General features: G+C 45.1%; 17 protein-coding genes. 7 read left to right on the top strand and 10 right to left on the bottom strand.

The annotated features are described in order from the left end of the window. Positions 1–99 precede the first annotated feature (99 nt). The 4 genes from AAE250_RS04625 to AAE250_RS04610 all read right to left on the bottom strand — a co-directional run bounded on the left by AAE250_RS04625 (position 100) and on the right by AAE250_RS04610 (position 4,107). Entirely contained in the window at positions 100–882 is a 783-nt protein-coding gene (locus AAE250_RS04625) for a porin family protein (RefSeq protein ID WP_294597242.1), read from the bottom strand. 23 nt (positions 883–905) lie between these two features. Next, complete coding sequence (locus AAE250_RS04620; RefSeq protein ID WP_294597239.1) at positions 906–2,030, bottom strand: PCMD domain-containing protein; 1,125 nt, start codon at positions 2,028–2,030, stop codon at positions 906–908. A gap of 146 nt (positions 2,031–2,176) precedes the next feature. Then, entirely contained in the window at positions 2,177–3,007 is an 831-nt protein-coding gene (locus AAE250_RS04615) for a zinc ribbon domain-containing protein (protein WP_294597236.1), read from the bottom strand. Between the two features lie 5 nt (positions 3,008–3,012). Next, a complete protein-coding gene (locus tag AAE250_RS04610; RefSeq protein WP_294597234.1) occupies positions 3,013–4,107 on the bottom strand; it encodes a Nif3-like dinuclear metal center hexameric protein in 1,095 nt (364 codons plus the stop codon). 136 nt (positions 4,108–4,243) lie between these two features. Between AAE250_RS04610 and AAE250_RS04605 the strand changes: the two genes are divergently transcribed. Then, positions 4,244–4,654: a DUF4891 domain-containing protein gene (locus AAE250_RS04605; RefSeq protein WP_294597232.1), complete on the top strand. Its 411-nt coding sequence runs from the start codon at positions 4,244–4,246 to the stop codon at positions 4,652–4,654. Positions 4,655–4,668: 14 nt separating this feature from the next. Here the strand turns inward: AAE250_RS04605 and AAE250_RS04600 are convergent, their stop codons facing one another. From AAE250_RS04600 to AAE250_RS04590, 3 genes are read right to left on the bottom strand one after another with little or no spacing between them, the layout of a single operon-like run. After that, positions 4,669–5,469, bottom strand: a complete 801-nt coding sequence (locus AAE250_RS04600; RefSeq protein ID WP_294597229.1) for an ABC transporter permease — start codon at positions 5,467–5,469, stop codon at positions 4,669–4,671. A gap of 12 nt (positions 5,470–5,481) precedes the next feature. Beyond that, entirely contained in the window at positions 5,482–5,760 is a 279-nt protein-coding gene (locus tag AAE250_RS04595; RefSeq protein ID WP_294597226.1) for a hypothetical protein, read from the bottom strand. A 21-nt stretch (positions 5,761–5,781) separates the two neighbouring features. Next, the gene (locus tag AAE250_RS04590; protein WP_294597220.1) at positions 5,782–6,405 is read right to left on the bottom strand and encodes an ABC transporter ATP-binding protein; all 624 of its coding nucleotides are present in this window, start codon (positions 6,403–6,405) and stop codon (positions 5,782–5,784) included. 91 nt (positions 6,406–6,496) lie between these two features. Between AAE250_RS04590 and AAE250_RS04585 the strand changes: the two genes are divergently transcribed. The 3 genes from AAE250_RS04585 to AAE250_RS04575 are packed head-to-tail and all read left to right on the top strand — an operon-like array spanning position 6,497 to position 9,077. After that, positions 6,497–7,036: a ferredoxin domain-containing protein gene (locus AAE250_RS04585; RefSeq protein ID WP_294597217.1), complete on the top strand. Its 540-nt coding sequence runs from the start codon at positions 6,497–6,499 to the stop codon at positions 7,034–7,036. Then, a complete protein-coding gene (locus tag AAE250_RS04580) occupies positions 7,036–8,145 on the top strand; it encodes an agmatine deiminase family protein (RefSeq protein WP_294597214.1) in 1,110 nt (369 codons plus the stop codon). Before AAE250_RS04585 ends, AAE250_RS04580 begins: the two co-directional genes overlap by 1 nt. Before the next feature lie 47 nt (positions 8,146–8,192). Then, complete coding sequence (locus AAE250_RS04575; protein ID WP_294597211.1) at positions 8,193–9,077, top strand: carbon-nitrogen hydrolase; 885 nt, start codon at positions 8,193–8,195, stop codon at positions 9,075–9,077. A 9-nt stretch (positions 9,078–9,086) separates the two neighbouring features. On the opposite strand, the gene AAE250_RS04570 is transcribed toward AAE250_RS04575, so the two are convergent. The 3 genes from AAE250_RS04570 to AAE250_RS04560 all read right to left on the bottom strand — a co-directional run bounded on the left by AAE250_RS04570 (position 9,087) and on the right by AAE250_RS04560 (position 12,425). After that, positions 9,087–9,467 carry a GtrA family protein gene (locus AAE250_RS04570; RefSeq protein WP_294597209.1) on the bottom strand — a complete coding sequence of 127 codons (381 nt, stop codon included), beginning with the start codon at positions 9,465–9,467 and terminating at the stop codon, positions 9,087–9,089. Between the two features lie 22 nt (positions 9,468–9,489). Beyond that, the gene (gene aspS, locus AAE250_RS04565) at positions 9,490–11,247 is read right to left on the bottom strand and encodes an aspartate--tRNA ligase (protein ID WP_294597206.1); all 1,758 of its coding nucleotides are present in this window, start codon (positions 11,245–11,247) and stop codon (positions 9,490–9,492) included. A gap of 134 nt (positions 11,248–11,381) precedes the next feature. Continuing rightward, positions 11,382–12,425, bottom strand: coding sequence for a diacylglycerol/lipid kinase family protein (locus AAE250_RS04560; RefSeq protein WP_294597203.1), 1,044 nt, complete (start codon positions 12,423–12,425; stop codon positions 11,382–11,384). A gap of 207 nt (positions 12,426–12,632) precedes the next feature. Between AAE250_RS04560 and spt the strand changes: the two genes are divergently transcribed. The 3 genes from spt to AAE250_RS04545 all read left to right on the top strand — a co-directional run bounded on the left by spt (position 12,633) and on the right by AAE250_RS04545 (position 15,766). Continuing rightward, complete coding sequence (gene spt / locus AAE250_RS04555) at positions 12,633–13,820, top strand: serine palmitoyltransferase (RefSeq protein ID WP_294597201.1); 1,188 nt, start codon at positions 12,633–12,635, stop codon at positions 13,818–13,820. 118 nt (positions 13,821–13,938) lie between these two features. Next, on the top strand, positions 13,939–14,745 hold the full coding sequence (locus AAE250_RS04550; protein ID WP_294597197.1) for a M48 family metallopeptidase: 807 nt from the start codon (positions 13,939–13,941) through the stop codon (positions 14,743–14,745). A 334-nt stretch (positions 14,746–15,079) separates the two neighbouring features. Continuing rightward, entirely contained in the window at positions 15,080–15,766 is a 687-nt protein-coding gene (locus AAE250_RS04545) for a hypothetical protein (protein WP_294597196.1), read from the top strand.

The following is a 15,766-nucleotide window of genomic DNA, read 5'->3' as shown; positions in this document are numbered from 1 at the left end:
TTTAGGTTGTTATCTTGGGATTGATAACAACCTAAACCTTTATTTGTTTATCGCCTGTCATAAAGAGAAGAATCTACTCTCTTTATGTGCAAAAGAAGTTTAGAAAGCGTATCCGAAACCTACATTCAGGTAGATGGGATACATGGCAAAAGTAATGGTGTTGAAGTCTTTCTTGAAGATGTCATTCATGCCCCACGTGAGGTCGGCAAAGACATTCAGGTGCTTGAAGGCACGCCAGTCTGCACCGGCTTGCAGTCCCCAGGCAAACTTACGCATATCACCGGTGAAGTTGTAAGTGGCAATGGCACCGTCTGTAAAGTTCACTTTCTTTCCGGTAGGGTCTCCCTCACGCAAGTAACCTTCGTACACATAGCCCGAGAACTCTCCATCCATCAGGTAGGATACGTAGGCACCCAGTCTGGCTCTCCATCGTGAACTAATTTTATAGGCTGCCAGCACAGGTACTGTAAGATATGAGTTACGTACCTTAGTCTGCACACCGCCCGTCCAGTTTCCTTTCAGACGATTGCCGTCGCTCCCGATGATTTCCATGCCGTAGTTCTTTACCGTTGCTTTGGTAATCATATTTTTAGTTTCCAGCCTTACACCGGTTATTACCCCCCATTGCTTCTTTTCTCCCAGCCATTTGATGGCATTTCCTTCTATTATAAAAGCCAATGTGGGGTTGTAGGAGTCGATGCTTCGTATTTCTACGGGTAGTGGCAGCGGTGCCGTTCCGCCAATACTGATGCCGGCCCTTATTTCATATTCCCATCCATGCAGAGCCGCGTTTATTAACGTCTGGTTCTGGCTCTCCTGGGCGCACAGAGCGATGTGCATGCTACCTGCCAGTGCGATGAATGCTATTATTCTTTTTATCATGATGTCTTAGTCTATAGAGTTGTTTATTCGTAAATCAGTTCCACTTCATCTATCAGCAATGTGCTTCCCGGTGCACCTTCGAAGGTGGCGCCGTCCTTGCTCGAAGCAAATATGATACTTATCTTGTATCCGCCACTTGCCAGCTTGTCTTCATCAATCTTCTTTCCGTAGCGTTCGTAGTCAAAAGGAATGTCAAAGTATTCCCATTTGTCCGTCTCGTGCGGGTCTGATACTAAAGCGAGGGCCACCATGTTGGGATGTCCGTAATTGTTGTTCGGCAAGGTACCGTCCAGCATATCAACGTCTTTTGTCACTTCGTAGAAGATGGCGTAGATATTGAACATATCTTTCCGGGAGGTATATCCCCCGTTTTCGTAAAACTGTTCTCCGGCTTTGTATTTGTAATAACCGGTCAGCCGCTGGGGTTTGTTGTAGAAGGGCGTTCCGAAGCGGGTGGCTCCAAGCGGATTGCTAATGGCGTTCAGCATGTTGAAGCTGCCGATGAATAAGTTTCCGGCAGCAATAGGCATCTTAACCATCTCTCCTAAAGAGCCGGTGAGCTTTGTTTCCAACTTTACGCATTTTCCTACTTTCCCGTCGGCATACTGTACGGTGGGATACTCATCGGTTGCAGCGCTGCCCATGGCAAAGTTGAATCCTTCGTTGCCGCTTGCCCATGTCAATTCATCATCGTTCAGTTCTTCGTAGAATTGCTGGTATTTGCCTTTAATAAGTCTGACCTTCTCAAAGTGGAACGTTGTCGGGATATTACTTGCTTTCTGTTCCCTGACGCTGACGGCATAAACACGCTTCCAACTCTTGTCTTCCGAGGTGACGGTATAGCGTACCGGGTTTGTAAAGTCCTGACTACTCCCGCTGGCAGGATCAATGGTAGCACCGGGAGTCAGTTCGAATATGGGACTCAGTGCTGTGAGATCCGTACCCTCCTTTACATTGATGCGTACCGGATAGGCATTTAAAACTTCGTCGTAAGACGGGTTTAAATCTATGTATGAGTTTGCCAGGATATCATCCTGAAAGGATATCCCCGTTATATCTGCTTCCGCATTGGGAGCTTCATCCTTTATGCACGATGTTACCAATATTCCGAAAAGCGAATAAAGGATGAATAATTTGTTCAGTCTCATGCTTCTTTTTATTTAGTTCTATTAATTATTAGCTGGCAAAACTACTTCTTTTTTCTTAAATGGCAGGTTTCTGTGAGTTTATTTAACAAAAAACGGTGACAGATGTTTATCCGTCACCGCCTTTATTTCGTTTCTACAGAAGAATTTTACTCTGCACTTGCAGCTTTCTTTCTGCTTCTTGTTGGTTTCTCTTTCACAACTTCTACTTTCTGTTCGGGAGCTATACCTGCCAGTTCCGGGTCGATCATGATACGGCCGCAATATTCGCAAACAATGATTTTCTTACGGGAACGGATATCCAATTGTCTCTGGGGCGGGATTTTGTTGAAGCAACCGCCACAAGCATCACGCTGTACATATACAATACCCAATCCGTTGCGTGAGTTCTTACGGATACGCTTGAAAGACTGAAGCAGACGCGGTTCGATTTTTGTTTCGAGCTCTTTGGCTTTGTCTCTCAGCTTCTCTTCTTCCTGCTTGGTTTCGGATACGATTTCATCCAACTCGCTCTTCTTTACATCGAGGTCTTTTTGTCTTTCTTCCAAAGCAGCAGTGCTTTCTGCCACTTCCCGGGATCTTTCTTCTTCCTCTATGGCAAATTCCTTGATACGCTTTTCGCAAAGTTCTATTTCCAATGTCTGGAACTCGATTTCTTTGCTCAAGAAGTCGTACTCGCGGTTGTTGCGTACGTTGTCTTGTTGGTCTTTATATTTTGCTACTGAAGCTTTTGCTGTTTCAATTTCAACTCGCTTTCCGGCGATAGAAGACTTCAACTCGGCAACTTCTGCCTTAATTCTATCAATACGGGTGCTCAGACCGGCTATTTCGTCTTCTAAGTCCTGCACTTCCAGCGGAAGTTCACCTCTCAACGTCTTGATTTCATCAATTTTAGAGAGCATAGTCTGCAATTGGAACAATGCTTTCAGCTTTTGCTCTACTGTCAATTCCTGGGGATCTTTTTTTGCTTCTTTAGCCATTTTACTTACATGTATTTTATGGGATTTGTGTTTACTTTGGTCATTTGGACTTCAAAGTCAGGAAACAAATCCCGGATTATTGTATAAAATATTTCTTTCGTATATTGTTCGCTTTCATAATGCCCTATCTCTGCCAGCAGTATGTCGGTATCATGTCCGAAGTAGTCGTGATACTTTATTTCGCCGGTGATAAAGACATCTGCACGGTTGCGTATGGCAAGTGGCATCAGGAAAGCCCCGGCACCACCGCACAAGGCTACTGTCTGTATCTCCCTGCCGATAAGTTTGTTATGTCTCAGGCATCCCACTTCAAAGGTCTTCTTGATGCGTTTCAGGAATTCCAGTTCTGTCTCCGGTGCTTCCAGTTCGCCGATGATACCTGCTCCGGCTTGTAACCAGGAGTTTTGTATGGGATAAATGTCGAAAGCGGGTTCTTCATACGGATGCGCTGCTAGCAATGCTTTGATAGCCTCTGCCTTTTTATAGACGGGCAGTACGGTTTCTATACGCACTTCTTTTTCCTGATGCATCTCTCCTATGCTTCCGCAGTACGGATTCGTACCTTCTTGTGCACGGAATGTTCCCTCTCCTTCCAGGTTATAACTGCATGAATCGTAGTTGCCAATGCAACCGCATCCAGCATTGAACAAGGCTTTCCGTACTTCTTTTGCCCGGTCGGTCGGGACAAACGTTACCAACTTTACCAGTGCATTTTCTTTCGGTTCCAGAATGCGTACGTTTTTCAAACCTATCTTCTCGGCAATCTTGAAGTTTACCCCTCCCGGTGCATTATCCAGATTGGTATGGGCAGCGTAGATGACGACGTCGTTCTTGATGGCTTTCAAGATGCAGCGCTCCACGTAATCCCGTCCCGTAATGGACTTGTATCCTTTAAAGATAAGAGGATGATGCGCGATGATCAGGTTGTACCCTAACGCAATCGCTTCATCCAGTACGGCTTCAGTAACGTCAAGACACAACAAAGCCCCTGTTGCTTCCGCATCTGTCAATCCGATTTGCAGGCCGGCATTATCAAATCCGTCTTGCAATGGCAGAGGCGCGAACCGTTCAAGGGCGCTTACTATCTCCTTAATTTTCATTATTAGCAGAAAATTTGGTTGCAAAGATAGAAAAAAACAATGAATAAGGAATTGTTTTGATGTTTTTTTACACTATATTTGTTGTTACAATATTGATTTAGTTTGTTTTCTAACCCCCATAAATACCTTTATTATCATGAAGACACTGCTTATCTTATTCTTCTCTTTATTCTTGTTTCTGTCTTGCCAGAAGACGAACAGAGCCCAGACTGCCGATTCGGATGATATGGAAGAATCCGTGGACACTATTCCTCAAGCTACTACTATTTTTTGGATAGATAAAGCAAAGGATAATATGGCTCAGAAGGAGGGTAAACCCCTTTCACTACGTACTGTCAAAGCTAAGGTAGATATTGATTCCTTGGGTAAGATAGAATTATTGTCATACGTCAAGCCACAAAGCACGAGGGTTAAAAGCTATTTGCAGTACAGGCTGGAAGTGTTTCGGGTGAAAAAGGTAATGTTGGATAGCGGTTTTGTTAAGCCGGGAGTGCAGTATGTACAACTCCGCTATGTACCGGATAATATGGAAAAACATCGCAGGTGATATCTGAAAGAGCATTATTTATGCTCTTTCTTTTCTACCGTAATGGGCAACAGCTTGCCGTATGCATCGAATGATTTACGGGAAGCCAAAGAAATGGTAATCATCAGTGAAAGCATGGATGCCGTGAATGTAATCACCATTATCATCATTTGATATTTAATGGCTACATTGGGGCTGCTTCCTCCTAATATTTGTCCGATCATAGTGCCCGGAAACGCCACCAGTCCCATTACGGAAATGTTGGCTATCAACGGGCTGAATGCTTTGATAATAGCTTGGCGAATAAAGGGTGCTTGTGCTTCCGCGCGGGTAGCTCCATTACCCAGAAGATAGCGATAAAGCTGCTGTTCCCGTTTCAGTCCGCTGTAATATGTGTTGAGGGCAATGACGTTGCTGGATAGCATATTACCCATCAGTATGCCAAAGATAGGAATAAAGTATTGGGCACTGAACACGTTTTCCAGGCGCAGTACAATACCGATGAAATACATGCCTACACATACTACGCTGCATAGAAAACCTACAGAAATGGGTATTAGCAGTACTTTCCGTTTTAATTGGGTACGCGCCAGTGCTGTTTGTGAGGCTACGAATATCATGACAAGCACCCACATGAAGTTAATCCACGGATTATTCCATAGAAAGAGATATTTCAGATAGACACCGATGAAGAAAAGCTGTACAATCATGCGGGCTGTACCTATTATGGTAGCACGCAGCAGTCCGGTTTTGAACTTCCAGATGTAGAACAACGGTATTAATAACAGTAATAACCCGACGCCTAGGCTGAGATATGATATGTCGATAGTTCCCAATCTTATTCTGTCTTATTTGATGAACAATATTACTAATATAGAGGCTATTACAATACAGACAGCGAGAACGAGCAGCGTCATTTTCACACTGTAATTAAGTTCTGACTGTTCTTTCTTGGTAGTCTGCTTTGCAATTTCTTCCATGTCTTCAACTGTAGTGTTTTGGGGCATACTGTGTCCTCCGTGCATTTTGTCAAGGCGGTTGCCCAGACGTTCGCGCCGGAGATTACGTAAATCGCGGTTTTCCTTGTCGCGCCTTATCATATCGAATACAAATCCTGCAAAGCTCATAGTTTCTAAGTTTTAGAGATTTCACACCATGATTATATGTTGGTCACATCCGTTGGCAAATCCTTTATCGTGTGATACTGTCAGTATAGCACTCCCCTTTTCTGCCTGCCGGTGGAAGAAAGAGAGTACCTTTCCCGTTGAACCGGAATCGAGTGCGGAAGTCGGTTCGTCAACGATAATCAGAGGCTTGCTTATCAGGGAAGCTACGGCTATCATCATCCGTTGGCGCTGACCGCCTGATATTTCGTTCACCCGTTTGTAATACAGCTCCTGTTCCAGACCTAAGTCCTCAAAACATGCAAACAAGCGGGCTTCAGAAAAAGGAGTTCCCCGGTTAGCCTTCAGGCTGAAAGGCAGTTGCACCATATCTTTCACCCATTCCAACGGCAATGCCAGTTCTTGTGGAATCCACGCTATTTGCTTACGGATTGCATCGATACTTCCTTTCTCCAATAGAAGATCATTCAGAAGAATACGTCCCTCTTTTAGCGGCGTAAATCCGAGTATGGCATTCAGCAAGGAAGTCTTTCCACATCCCGACGGACCGGAGATGCTGGCTATTTCCCCTTGTTTCAGTTGCAGGTTGAAGCCTGAAAAAAGTATATCGTTGCCGTATGCAATACTGGCATTTTCTATTCGTAACATGCTATTCCTTTAATCTTTCTGTATCGCAAAGATAGAGAAAAAAATATTTGTGCTATCTTTGCTACACTAATTAATTCAGAAAAGGAAAATTATGATACAGAATGAACGGGATTGCCGCCATGAGCATGTACTCGACGTGGCAAGGCAAATGATGACCGCAGCGCGTACAGCACCCAAAGGAAAAGGTATTGATGTGATAGAAGCTGCATTGGTTACGGGCGAAGACCTTAAAAAACTGTCCGAAAAGATGGTTGCCATGGTCGAAGAGCATGGTATGAAGTTCTTTTTGCGTGATGCGGAAAATATCTTGCAGGCCGAATGTGTAATTATAATAGGTACGCACGAACTGGCTCAAGGATTGAATTGCGGACATTGCGGCTTCGCTACTTGTGCCGGACGTTCGGAAGGTGTGCCGTGTGCCATAAACTCGGTAGATGTAGGTATCGCTATCGGTTCGGCATGTGCTATGGCCGCCGATTTGAGGGTAGATACACGTGTGATGTTTTCTGCCGGACTTGCTGCCCAACGTTTGGATTGGCTGAAAGGCTGTACATCTGTCTTTGCTATTCCGGTCAGTGCATCGTCCAAGAATCCGTTCTTCGACCGTAAACCGAAAGAGGAGAAAAAATAATGGGAATCGTTGTCGGACTACCAACCGGTGGAGCTTCAGAAAAAGATTATCAGGTACATTTTGGTAAGAATGTGACTGTAGAAACCTGTGCTCCTTCTTTGCCTGCCGAGTGGGCATCTCAAAGCGGCGTGCAGCTGACTTGGCCACATGCAGAAACGGATTGGGCATATATGCTTGGGGAAGTGCAGGAATGTTTCGTGCCTATTGCCCGTGAAATAGCGAGGCGCGAAAAGCTCTTGATAGTCACTCCCGAACCGGAAGAGGTAAAGAAGCAGATCGCTGCTACAGTCAATATGGAGAATGTCCGTTTCCTGGAGTGCGAAACAAATGATACTTGGGCACGCGATCACGGAGCCATCACGCTGATGGATGCCGAAGGACCTTCCCTACTCGACTTTAAGTTCAACGGCTGGGGATTGAAGTTTGCATCCGATAAAGATAATCTGATTACGCGTCGTGCAGTAGAAGCCGGAGTGTTGAAAGGAAAATATGCAAACCGGTTGGGTTTTGTGCTCGAAGGCGGTTCCATCGAAAGCGACGGTATGGGTACGCTGCTCACTACTTCCGAATGTCTGCTCTCTCCCAATCGTAACGGGCAGATGAACCGGGTGGAAATAGAAGAATACCTTCGTTCCGTATTCCATCTTCAACGTGTACTTTGGTTGGATCATGGTTATCTGGCGGGTGATGATACGGATAGTCATATCGATACGCTGGCACGTTTCTGTTCGTCGGACACCATTGCTTATGTGCAGTGTACTGATACTAAAGACGAGCATTACGAGGAACTTCATAAGATGGAAGAGCAACTGAAAACCTTCCGTACATTGAGCGGAGAGCCTTATCGTCTATTAGCTTTGCCCATGGTCGATAAGATAGAGGAAGAAGGAGAACGACTTCCTGCTACTTATGCCAACTTTCTGATAATGAATGATGCAGTGCTTTATCCTACGTATTGTCAACCGGTAAATGATGCCCGTGCCAAAGATGTATTGCAAACTGCTTTCCCCGATTATGAAATCATTGGTATAGATTGCCGTGCCTTGATTAAGCAGCATGGCTCTTTGCATTGCGTTACGATGCAATATCTGGTAGGAGTGCTGAAATGATATTGGATAATCTATTAAATAGAATATTAAAAGATAAATAAACGAATATGAGAAAAATCAAAGTCGGTATAATCCAGCAAGCCAATACGGTAGATCTTCGGACAAACCTGATGAATCTGGCTAAAAGTATTGAAGCATGTGCTGCGCATGGTGCCCAATTGGTGGTATTACAGGAACTGCATAACTCTTTATATTTCTGTCAGACGGAGAACACGCAAGTATTCGATTTGGCAGAACCGATTCCCGGTCCTTCTACCGGTTTCTATTCCGAACTGGCGGCTGCGAATGATATAGTACTGGTTACTTCTTTGTTCGAGAAGCGTGCTGCCGGTTTGTACCATAACACTGCCGTTGTCTTTGAACGTGACGGAAGTATTGCCGGAAAATATCGTAAGATGCATATTCCTGATGATCCTGCCTATTATGAGAAATTCTATTTCACTCCCGGCGATCTGGGCTTTGAACCTATTCAAACTTCTTTAGGCAAATTGGGCGTATTGGTATGCTGGGATCAATGGTATCCGGAAGCCGCCCGCCTCATGGCATTGAAAGGTGCTGAAATTCTGATCTATCCCACTGCCATTGGTTGGGAAAGCAGCGATACGGAAGACGAAAAAGCCCGCCAACTCAATGCCTGGATTATTTCGCAACGCGGACATGCTGTAGCCAACGGATTGCCGGTTATTTCGGTGAACCGTGTCGGTCACGAACCCGATCCTTCCATGCAGACGAACGGTATCTTATTCTGGGGAAACAGTTTTGTAGCCGGACCGCAGGGTGAATTTCTGGCACAAGCCGGAAACGACCGCTCGGAAAATATAATAGTAGAGGTAGATTTGGAACGTTCGGAGAATGTACGCCGTTGGTGGCCGTTCTTGCGCGACCGCCGAATTGATGCCTACGAAGGGTTGACTAAACGATATCTCGACTAAAAAAGGGACTTACTTGAACGTTACCCTCTTGTTCATCACGAAGTTAACTCCTCCGTAGATAAACAATCCCAGGAATTGGGCAAGATATTCATCGCAGTTCAGGCCCTCCACCAGTCCGATTAGGAAAAGGAATTGAGCTCCATAAGCCATTCCGAAAGCGATAGAAAAGAGCAGCACTTGTCGCCAAGTGTTGCTCTTCTTTTCTAAGGGGAATATCCAATACTTGCACCAGACAAAGTTATGAATCTGTGCAAGCGTATAAGCAGTTACATTGGAGAGTAGATAATTAATGTCCAATTCATCCATCATCACCCAAACGGTGACGGCTATAATCAAGGCATTCAACGTACCGATTACTGCAAACCGGAAAATACGCGTGGACTCTTTCACTCTCTCCTACTCTGTATCTTTCTTATTCTTTTACTTCTACAATCAGATTCAATTCGTCCAATTGCTTCTGATCAATGCACGAAGGTGCATCAAGCATCACATCGCGTCCGCTGTTGTTCTTGGGGAATGCAATGCAGTCGCGAATACTGTCGAGACCGGCAAAGATACTGACCCAACGGTCCAAACCGTATGCCAGACCACCGTGAGGAGGTGCACCATACTTAAAGGCATTCATCAGGAAGCCAAACTGTTCCTGAGCTTTCTCCGGAGTAAATCCGAGTATTTCGAACATCTTCGCCTGTAACTGTGCATCATGAATACGGATAGAACCGCCACCTACTTCAATACCGTTGCACACCATGTCGTAAGCATCGGCACGAACCGCTGCCGGATCTGTATCCAGCAAAGGAATATCCTCATCTTTCGGATGCGTAAAGGGATGATGCATTGCCATCAGACGGCCTTCTTCCTCGCTCCACTCGAACATCGGGAAGTCAACCACCCACAGAAGGGCAAATTTATTTTTGTCGCGCAAGCCCAATTGGTTACCCATTTCGAGGCGAAGCTCATTCAGTTGCTTGCGGGTCTTCATTACATCGTCACCACTCAGGATCAGGATCAAGTCACCCGGTTTTGCTCCGAATGCAGCCTTCATCTCCTGCAATACCTCTTGTGTGTAGAACTTGTCTACGCTCGACTTGACATTTCCGTCAGCCTCTACGCGGGCATATACCATACCTTTGGCGCCGATTTGCGGTCTCTTCACAAATTCAGTCAATGCATCCAGCTGCTTGCGGGTATAGCTCGCAGCGCCTTCTGCACAGATACCACCTACATAAGCGGCATTATCGAATACGGAGAAACCGTGTCCCTTCATTATATCCATCAGTTCTACGAACTTCATGCCGAAACGAAGGTCGGGCTTGTCACTGCCATAGTATTTCATGGCATCTGCCCATGGCATGCGCAAGAACGGTTCCGTCAGTTCCACACCGCGGATTTCCTTGAATAAGTATTTGGCCATGCCCTCGAAGAGGTTAATGATATCATCCTGTTCAACGAAAGACATCTCACAGTCTATCTGCGTGAATTCCGGCTGACGGTCGGCACGCAAGTCTTCGTCACGGAAACATTTGGCAATCTGGAAGTAACGGTCGAAACCGGATACCATCAGCAGCTGCTTCAACGTCTGCGGGCTTTGTGGCAAAGCATAGAACTGTCCCGGATTCATGCGCGAAGGAACTACGAAGTCGCGGGCGCCTTCAGGAGTAGAACCTACCAGGATCGGAGTTTCCACTTCAATGAAACCTTGGCTGTCCAGATACTTACGCACTTCGATTGTCATTTTGTGGCGAAGCTCCAGGTTACTGCGTACATTGGCACGACGCAGGTCCAGGTAGCGGTACTTCATGCGGATGTCGTCGCCGCCGTCCGTATTCTCCTCGATGGTGAAAGGAGGAGTCAGTGCAGCATTCAGGACACTCAGTTCCGATACGATAATCTCGATGTCACCGGTCGGTATATTGCTGTTTTTGCTGAAACGTTCGTTCACTGTGCCTTTTACCTGAATTACGAATTCACGTCCCAAGCGGTTGGCACGCTCGCAAAGGTCGGCATTCACTTCTTCGTTGAATACTAATTGGGTAATTCCGTAACGGTCGCGAAGGTCGATAAAAGTCATGCCTCCCATCTTACGGCTGCGCTGTACCCAGCCTGCCAGCGTCACTTGCTTATTAACATCGGAGATACGAAGTTCTCCGCAGGTGTGTGATCTATACATATTATATATACTGTTTTATAAATTACAATTTATGGTTCTTTACTGCGTAACAAGATACATTGTATAAATATCGTGCAAAAATACATAAAACATATAATATGACGCACCAAAGAAGGGTAGTTTATTTTTATGATTCAGATTTTAGTCAGTTTCTTTATCTGTTCTTTTCCTTTATCTATTATCATTCTATTTTTGTGGGCTATGTCTTCCACCAGCGTTTCGTTGATTTGCTTCAGTCCGTTGATGTAGTCTTGTGCCCGTTGCAGGACGTTCGAGGAATCTTTCTCCGCATCCCGGGGAACGATGACTTGCAGTCCTTTCTTTACTATTTTCACATCCACATTCTCTCCCATCATCAGCGGATCACCATCGAAATGGGCTACGCCCGGCTTGGAGCGGTGTATCCTCAATGTCTGGCAGCGGAAAGTCTTGATACGGCTGTTTTGGTCGATTGTTTTGTTGAATAGCTGAAAAGATAATGACGGCACATCGAGCACAGTGAACGGTTCCAATATCGTAACATCCAGCAGCCCGTCGTTCAGTGTGGCTTGTGGAGCTATATATGCGTTGTTTCCATACTGTGAAGCGTTTCCGCAGGCTATGAGGAATGCCTTGTAGCGCGAAGTGCTGCCGTCCATTTCCAGTTCGTAGGTCTCCGGACGATATTTCAGGCTTTCGCGCAGTGTCTGTTCCAGGTAAGTGAGGGGGCCTCTCCTGCCCGCTTTGGAGAATTTCAGGCTTACGAATGCATCAAATCCCACACCACAAGTGCAGAAGAACGGTACATCATTGATCTTACCGTAATCGATGATATCTATCATCCCGTCGTTGATGATGTCGATGGCTTTCTTCGACTCCATCGGAATTTGCAGGTGGCGCGCCAATCCGTTGCCCGAGCCGCAGGGAATGATACCCAATGCCGTTCCCGTATGCACCAGCGAACGGGCTATTTCATTGATTGTACCATCTCCGCCGATGGCAACAACTGCGAATACACCTTCTTCAGCTTTTTGCGCAGCTATTTCTACGGCATGTCCTGCCCGTTCGGTATAAATCACCTCCTGTGCATACCTTTCCTTATCCAGTCTTTCATCAAGCGCTTTCAATATCTGCTCTTTGCTTTGAGTGCCGGATATGGGATTTATAATAAATACTATTTTTTTCTTATTTTCGTCCATGCAAGGGTTGTTGCTTTGCAGATTTTCTAACTGGCAAAAGTAATACAAATATCTGAAAAATTAGCGATATTGGTCTTTTTAAAATGGAGATAAACAGTTTTTTTAGAGTAAATGGAACATATACCGACATATTTTGCTATCTTTGCCCCCTGTTTTTTAGGACTTGTATTTAATAGAATTAAATATTCATTATATAAAAGATATTTCATGGGTTTACTACAAGACAAATTTGCGAAATACGATTTGCCCCAGCAGTTTATGGCAAAGGGGGTATATCCTTATTTTCGCACTATTAACAGCCATCAGGATACTGAGGTGATGATGGATGGCAAAAAGGTCCTGATGTTCGGCTCAAATGCATATATGGGGCTGACTTATGACCAAAGAATTATTGATGCCTCAATAGCTGCCACAAAAAAATACGGTACAGGTTGTGCAGGGTCTCGTTTCTTGAACGGTACTCTCGACATACATGTAGAATTAGAAAAGGAACTGGCAGAATTCGTTGGAAAAGACGAAGCTCTTTGTTTTTCTACCGGTTTTACGGTGAACGAAGGTATTATTCCTGCAGTGGTAGGTCGTGGAGACTATATCATTTGCGACGATCGTGATCATGCTTCTATTGTAGACGGACGCCGTCTTTCTTTTGCTACACAGTTGAAGTATAAGCACAACGACATGGAGGATCTGGAAAAGGAACTTCAGAAATGCGAACCGGATGCAGTGAAGCTGATTATTGTAGACGGTGTATTCTCCATGGAAGGCGACTTGGCCAACTTACCCGAAATCGTCCGTCTGAAAAAGAAATATAATGCCAGTATATATGTAGATGAAGCTCATGGCTTGGGTGTATTCGGCAGACAAGGACGTGGCGTTTGCGACCATTTCGGCCTTTCTGATGAAGTAGATCTGATAATGGGTACATTCAGCAAGTCGCTGGCTTCTATCGGCGGTTTCGTTGCCGGAGATAAGGAAGTCATCAACTGGCTGCGTCACAATGCCCGTTCTTATATATTCCAGGCAAGTAGCACGCCGGCTGCAACAGCTGCCGCCCGCGAAGCACTCCACATCATCAAGTCCGAACCCGAACGCATTCAGCGTTTGTGGGACATCACCAATTACGCTTTGAAGAAATTCCGTGATGCAGGTTTTGAAATCGGTGAGACCGAATCACCTATCATTCCGCTTTATGTACGCGATACCGAGAAGACCTTTACGGTGACGAAACTGGCTTTCGATGAAGGTATCTTTATCAATCCGGTTATTCCGCCCGCATGTGGTCCGCAGGACACACTGGTGCGTGTAGCGTTGATGGCTACCCACACTGTGGAACAAGTGGATTATGCCGTAGAGAAGCTGACCAAGTGCTTCAAGGCACTGGATATCATCAAGTAAGCTGATTTAAAGAAAAAATATTCAAAGAAACCGTTTAGTCAGTAACAAGATTAGACGGTTTTTTATTTATAATGAAACATAGCCAAACTGAATTAAAACCCATTAAACTTAAAAGTAGATGAAAAAGAACCTTATTATCATTGCCGCTATGCTGTGCGGAATGAGTTGTACTACCACCGCTTATGCACAATTTAAGATCGGTGGAAAGAAAATCAATGTAAACAAAGTGGTTCAGGCAGGTACTGATGCCGTGAAAGCCGTTACCTTATCGGATGCAGACATTGCCGCCATGAGCAAGGAGTATATGGTGTGGATGGATGAACACAACCCGTTGACGAAGCCCGACAGTGAATACGGCAAGCGTCTGGAAAAACTGACCGGCCACATCAAGGAAGTGGACGGACTGAAGGTGAACTTCGGTGTTTACGAAGTAGTGGACGTGAATGCTTTTGCATGTGGAGACGGCAGTGTGCGTATCTGTGCCGGATTGATGGATATCATGACGGACGATGAAGTGATGGCGGTTGTCGGACACGAAATCGGTCACGTAATCCACACCGATTCTAAGGATGCCATGAAGAATGCCTACATGCGTTCGGCTGTGAAGAATGCCGCCGGTGCTGCAAGTTCCACGGTTTCTAAACTGACAGACTCTGAACTGGGTGCCATGGCAGAAGCTCTGGCCGGTGCACAATATTCTCAAAAGCAGGAGACGGAAGCGGATGATTACGGATTTGAGTTCAGCATCAAGCACAATCTGGATCCGTATGCCATGTACAATGCGTTGAACAAGCTGTTGGAGCTTTCGGAAGGTGCGCCTCAGGATTCTAAATTCCAGAAAATGTTCTCTTCCCATCCGGACACGGCAAAGCGTGTAGCTCGTGCCAAGGAGCATGCGGATGAGTATACGAAAAACAAACAATAAAGCAAGTTTGCTATTATAAAGATAAGGTGGGATCAGGAATTACCTGAATCCCACCTTTTACAAGGCTACACCCTTTCTCCCGGATGGCTACACCCTTTGGAGGTGATGGCTACACCATCCGCAGGAAAGGGTGTAGTCCTGCCAGAGCCCCGTTTCCGCAAGATGTGTGCCCTGATTTTTAGTTCAGTTAGACAAATGATATTGGGGATTTTGATTAATTGAAATAATAATCTTTACTTTGCTCATTATCTATAAATAAGAATAACGATTTACTTTCAAATTAAAATATTTTTAGTATGTTTGCTGCATTATTTATGAAAAGCATAACTTTTGTATGAAAAAGCAAGATTTCATCTTTATTTTTGTCTTAGTGATAATTTTCTTACCGTTCTTTGTGAGTGATACTGTTTACGAATGGTATAAGTCCTTCAATGCTGCACATGGCATGGTGATGAGTTTTCTTAAGTTTGGAATTCTTGCTACAATGGGTGAGGTACTGGGGCTTCGCATCAGCGCAGGAGTTTACAATAGGAAGGGTTTTGGTGTGCTTCCTCGTGCGGTGGTATGGGGACTTTTAGGAATGGGAATCAATGCCGCCATGATAATCTTCTCAAAAGGGGTGCCACAATTCATGGAATACATGGGAATGGCAAATGCCACCACTATTATAAATGGAGAGTTCTGTATGGATAAGTTTTGGATTGCATTTGCCATATCTGTTGCCATGAATACCATCTTTGCACCGGTATTTATGACATTTCATAAGATTACCGACACACATATCATAGATTGTGGAGGTTCCCTGCGTAGCCTCCTCACCCCCATCCCAATGACTCGCATCATCACACATCTGAACTGGGATGCACAATGGAACTTCGTTTTTAAGAAAAGCATTCCTTTCTTCTGGTATCCGGCCCACACCATCACATTTCTCCTGCCGGGAGAAATGCGGGTGCTTTTTGCAGCCATTTTAGGTGTAGTGCTGGGTGTATTGTTGGCCATTGCGGCACGGATGAAATAA

Source organism: Bacteroides sp. GD17, assembly GCF_038448625.1.
Classification (GTDB): Bacteria; Bacteroidota; Bacteroidia; order Bacteroidales; family Bacteroidaceae; genus Bacteroides.
This window is presented reverse-complemented; position numbering and strand designations above follow the sequence as displayed.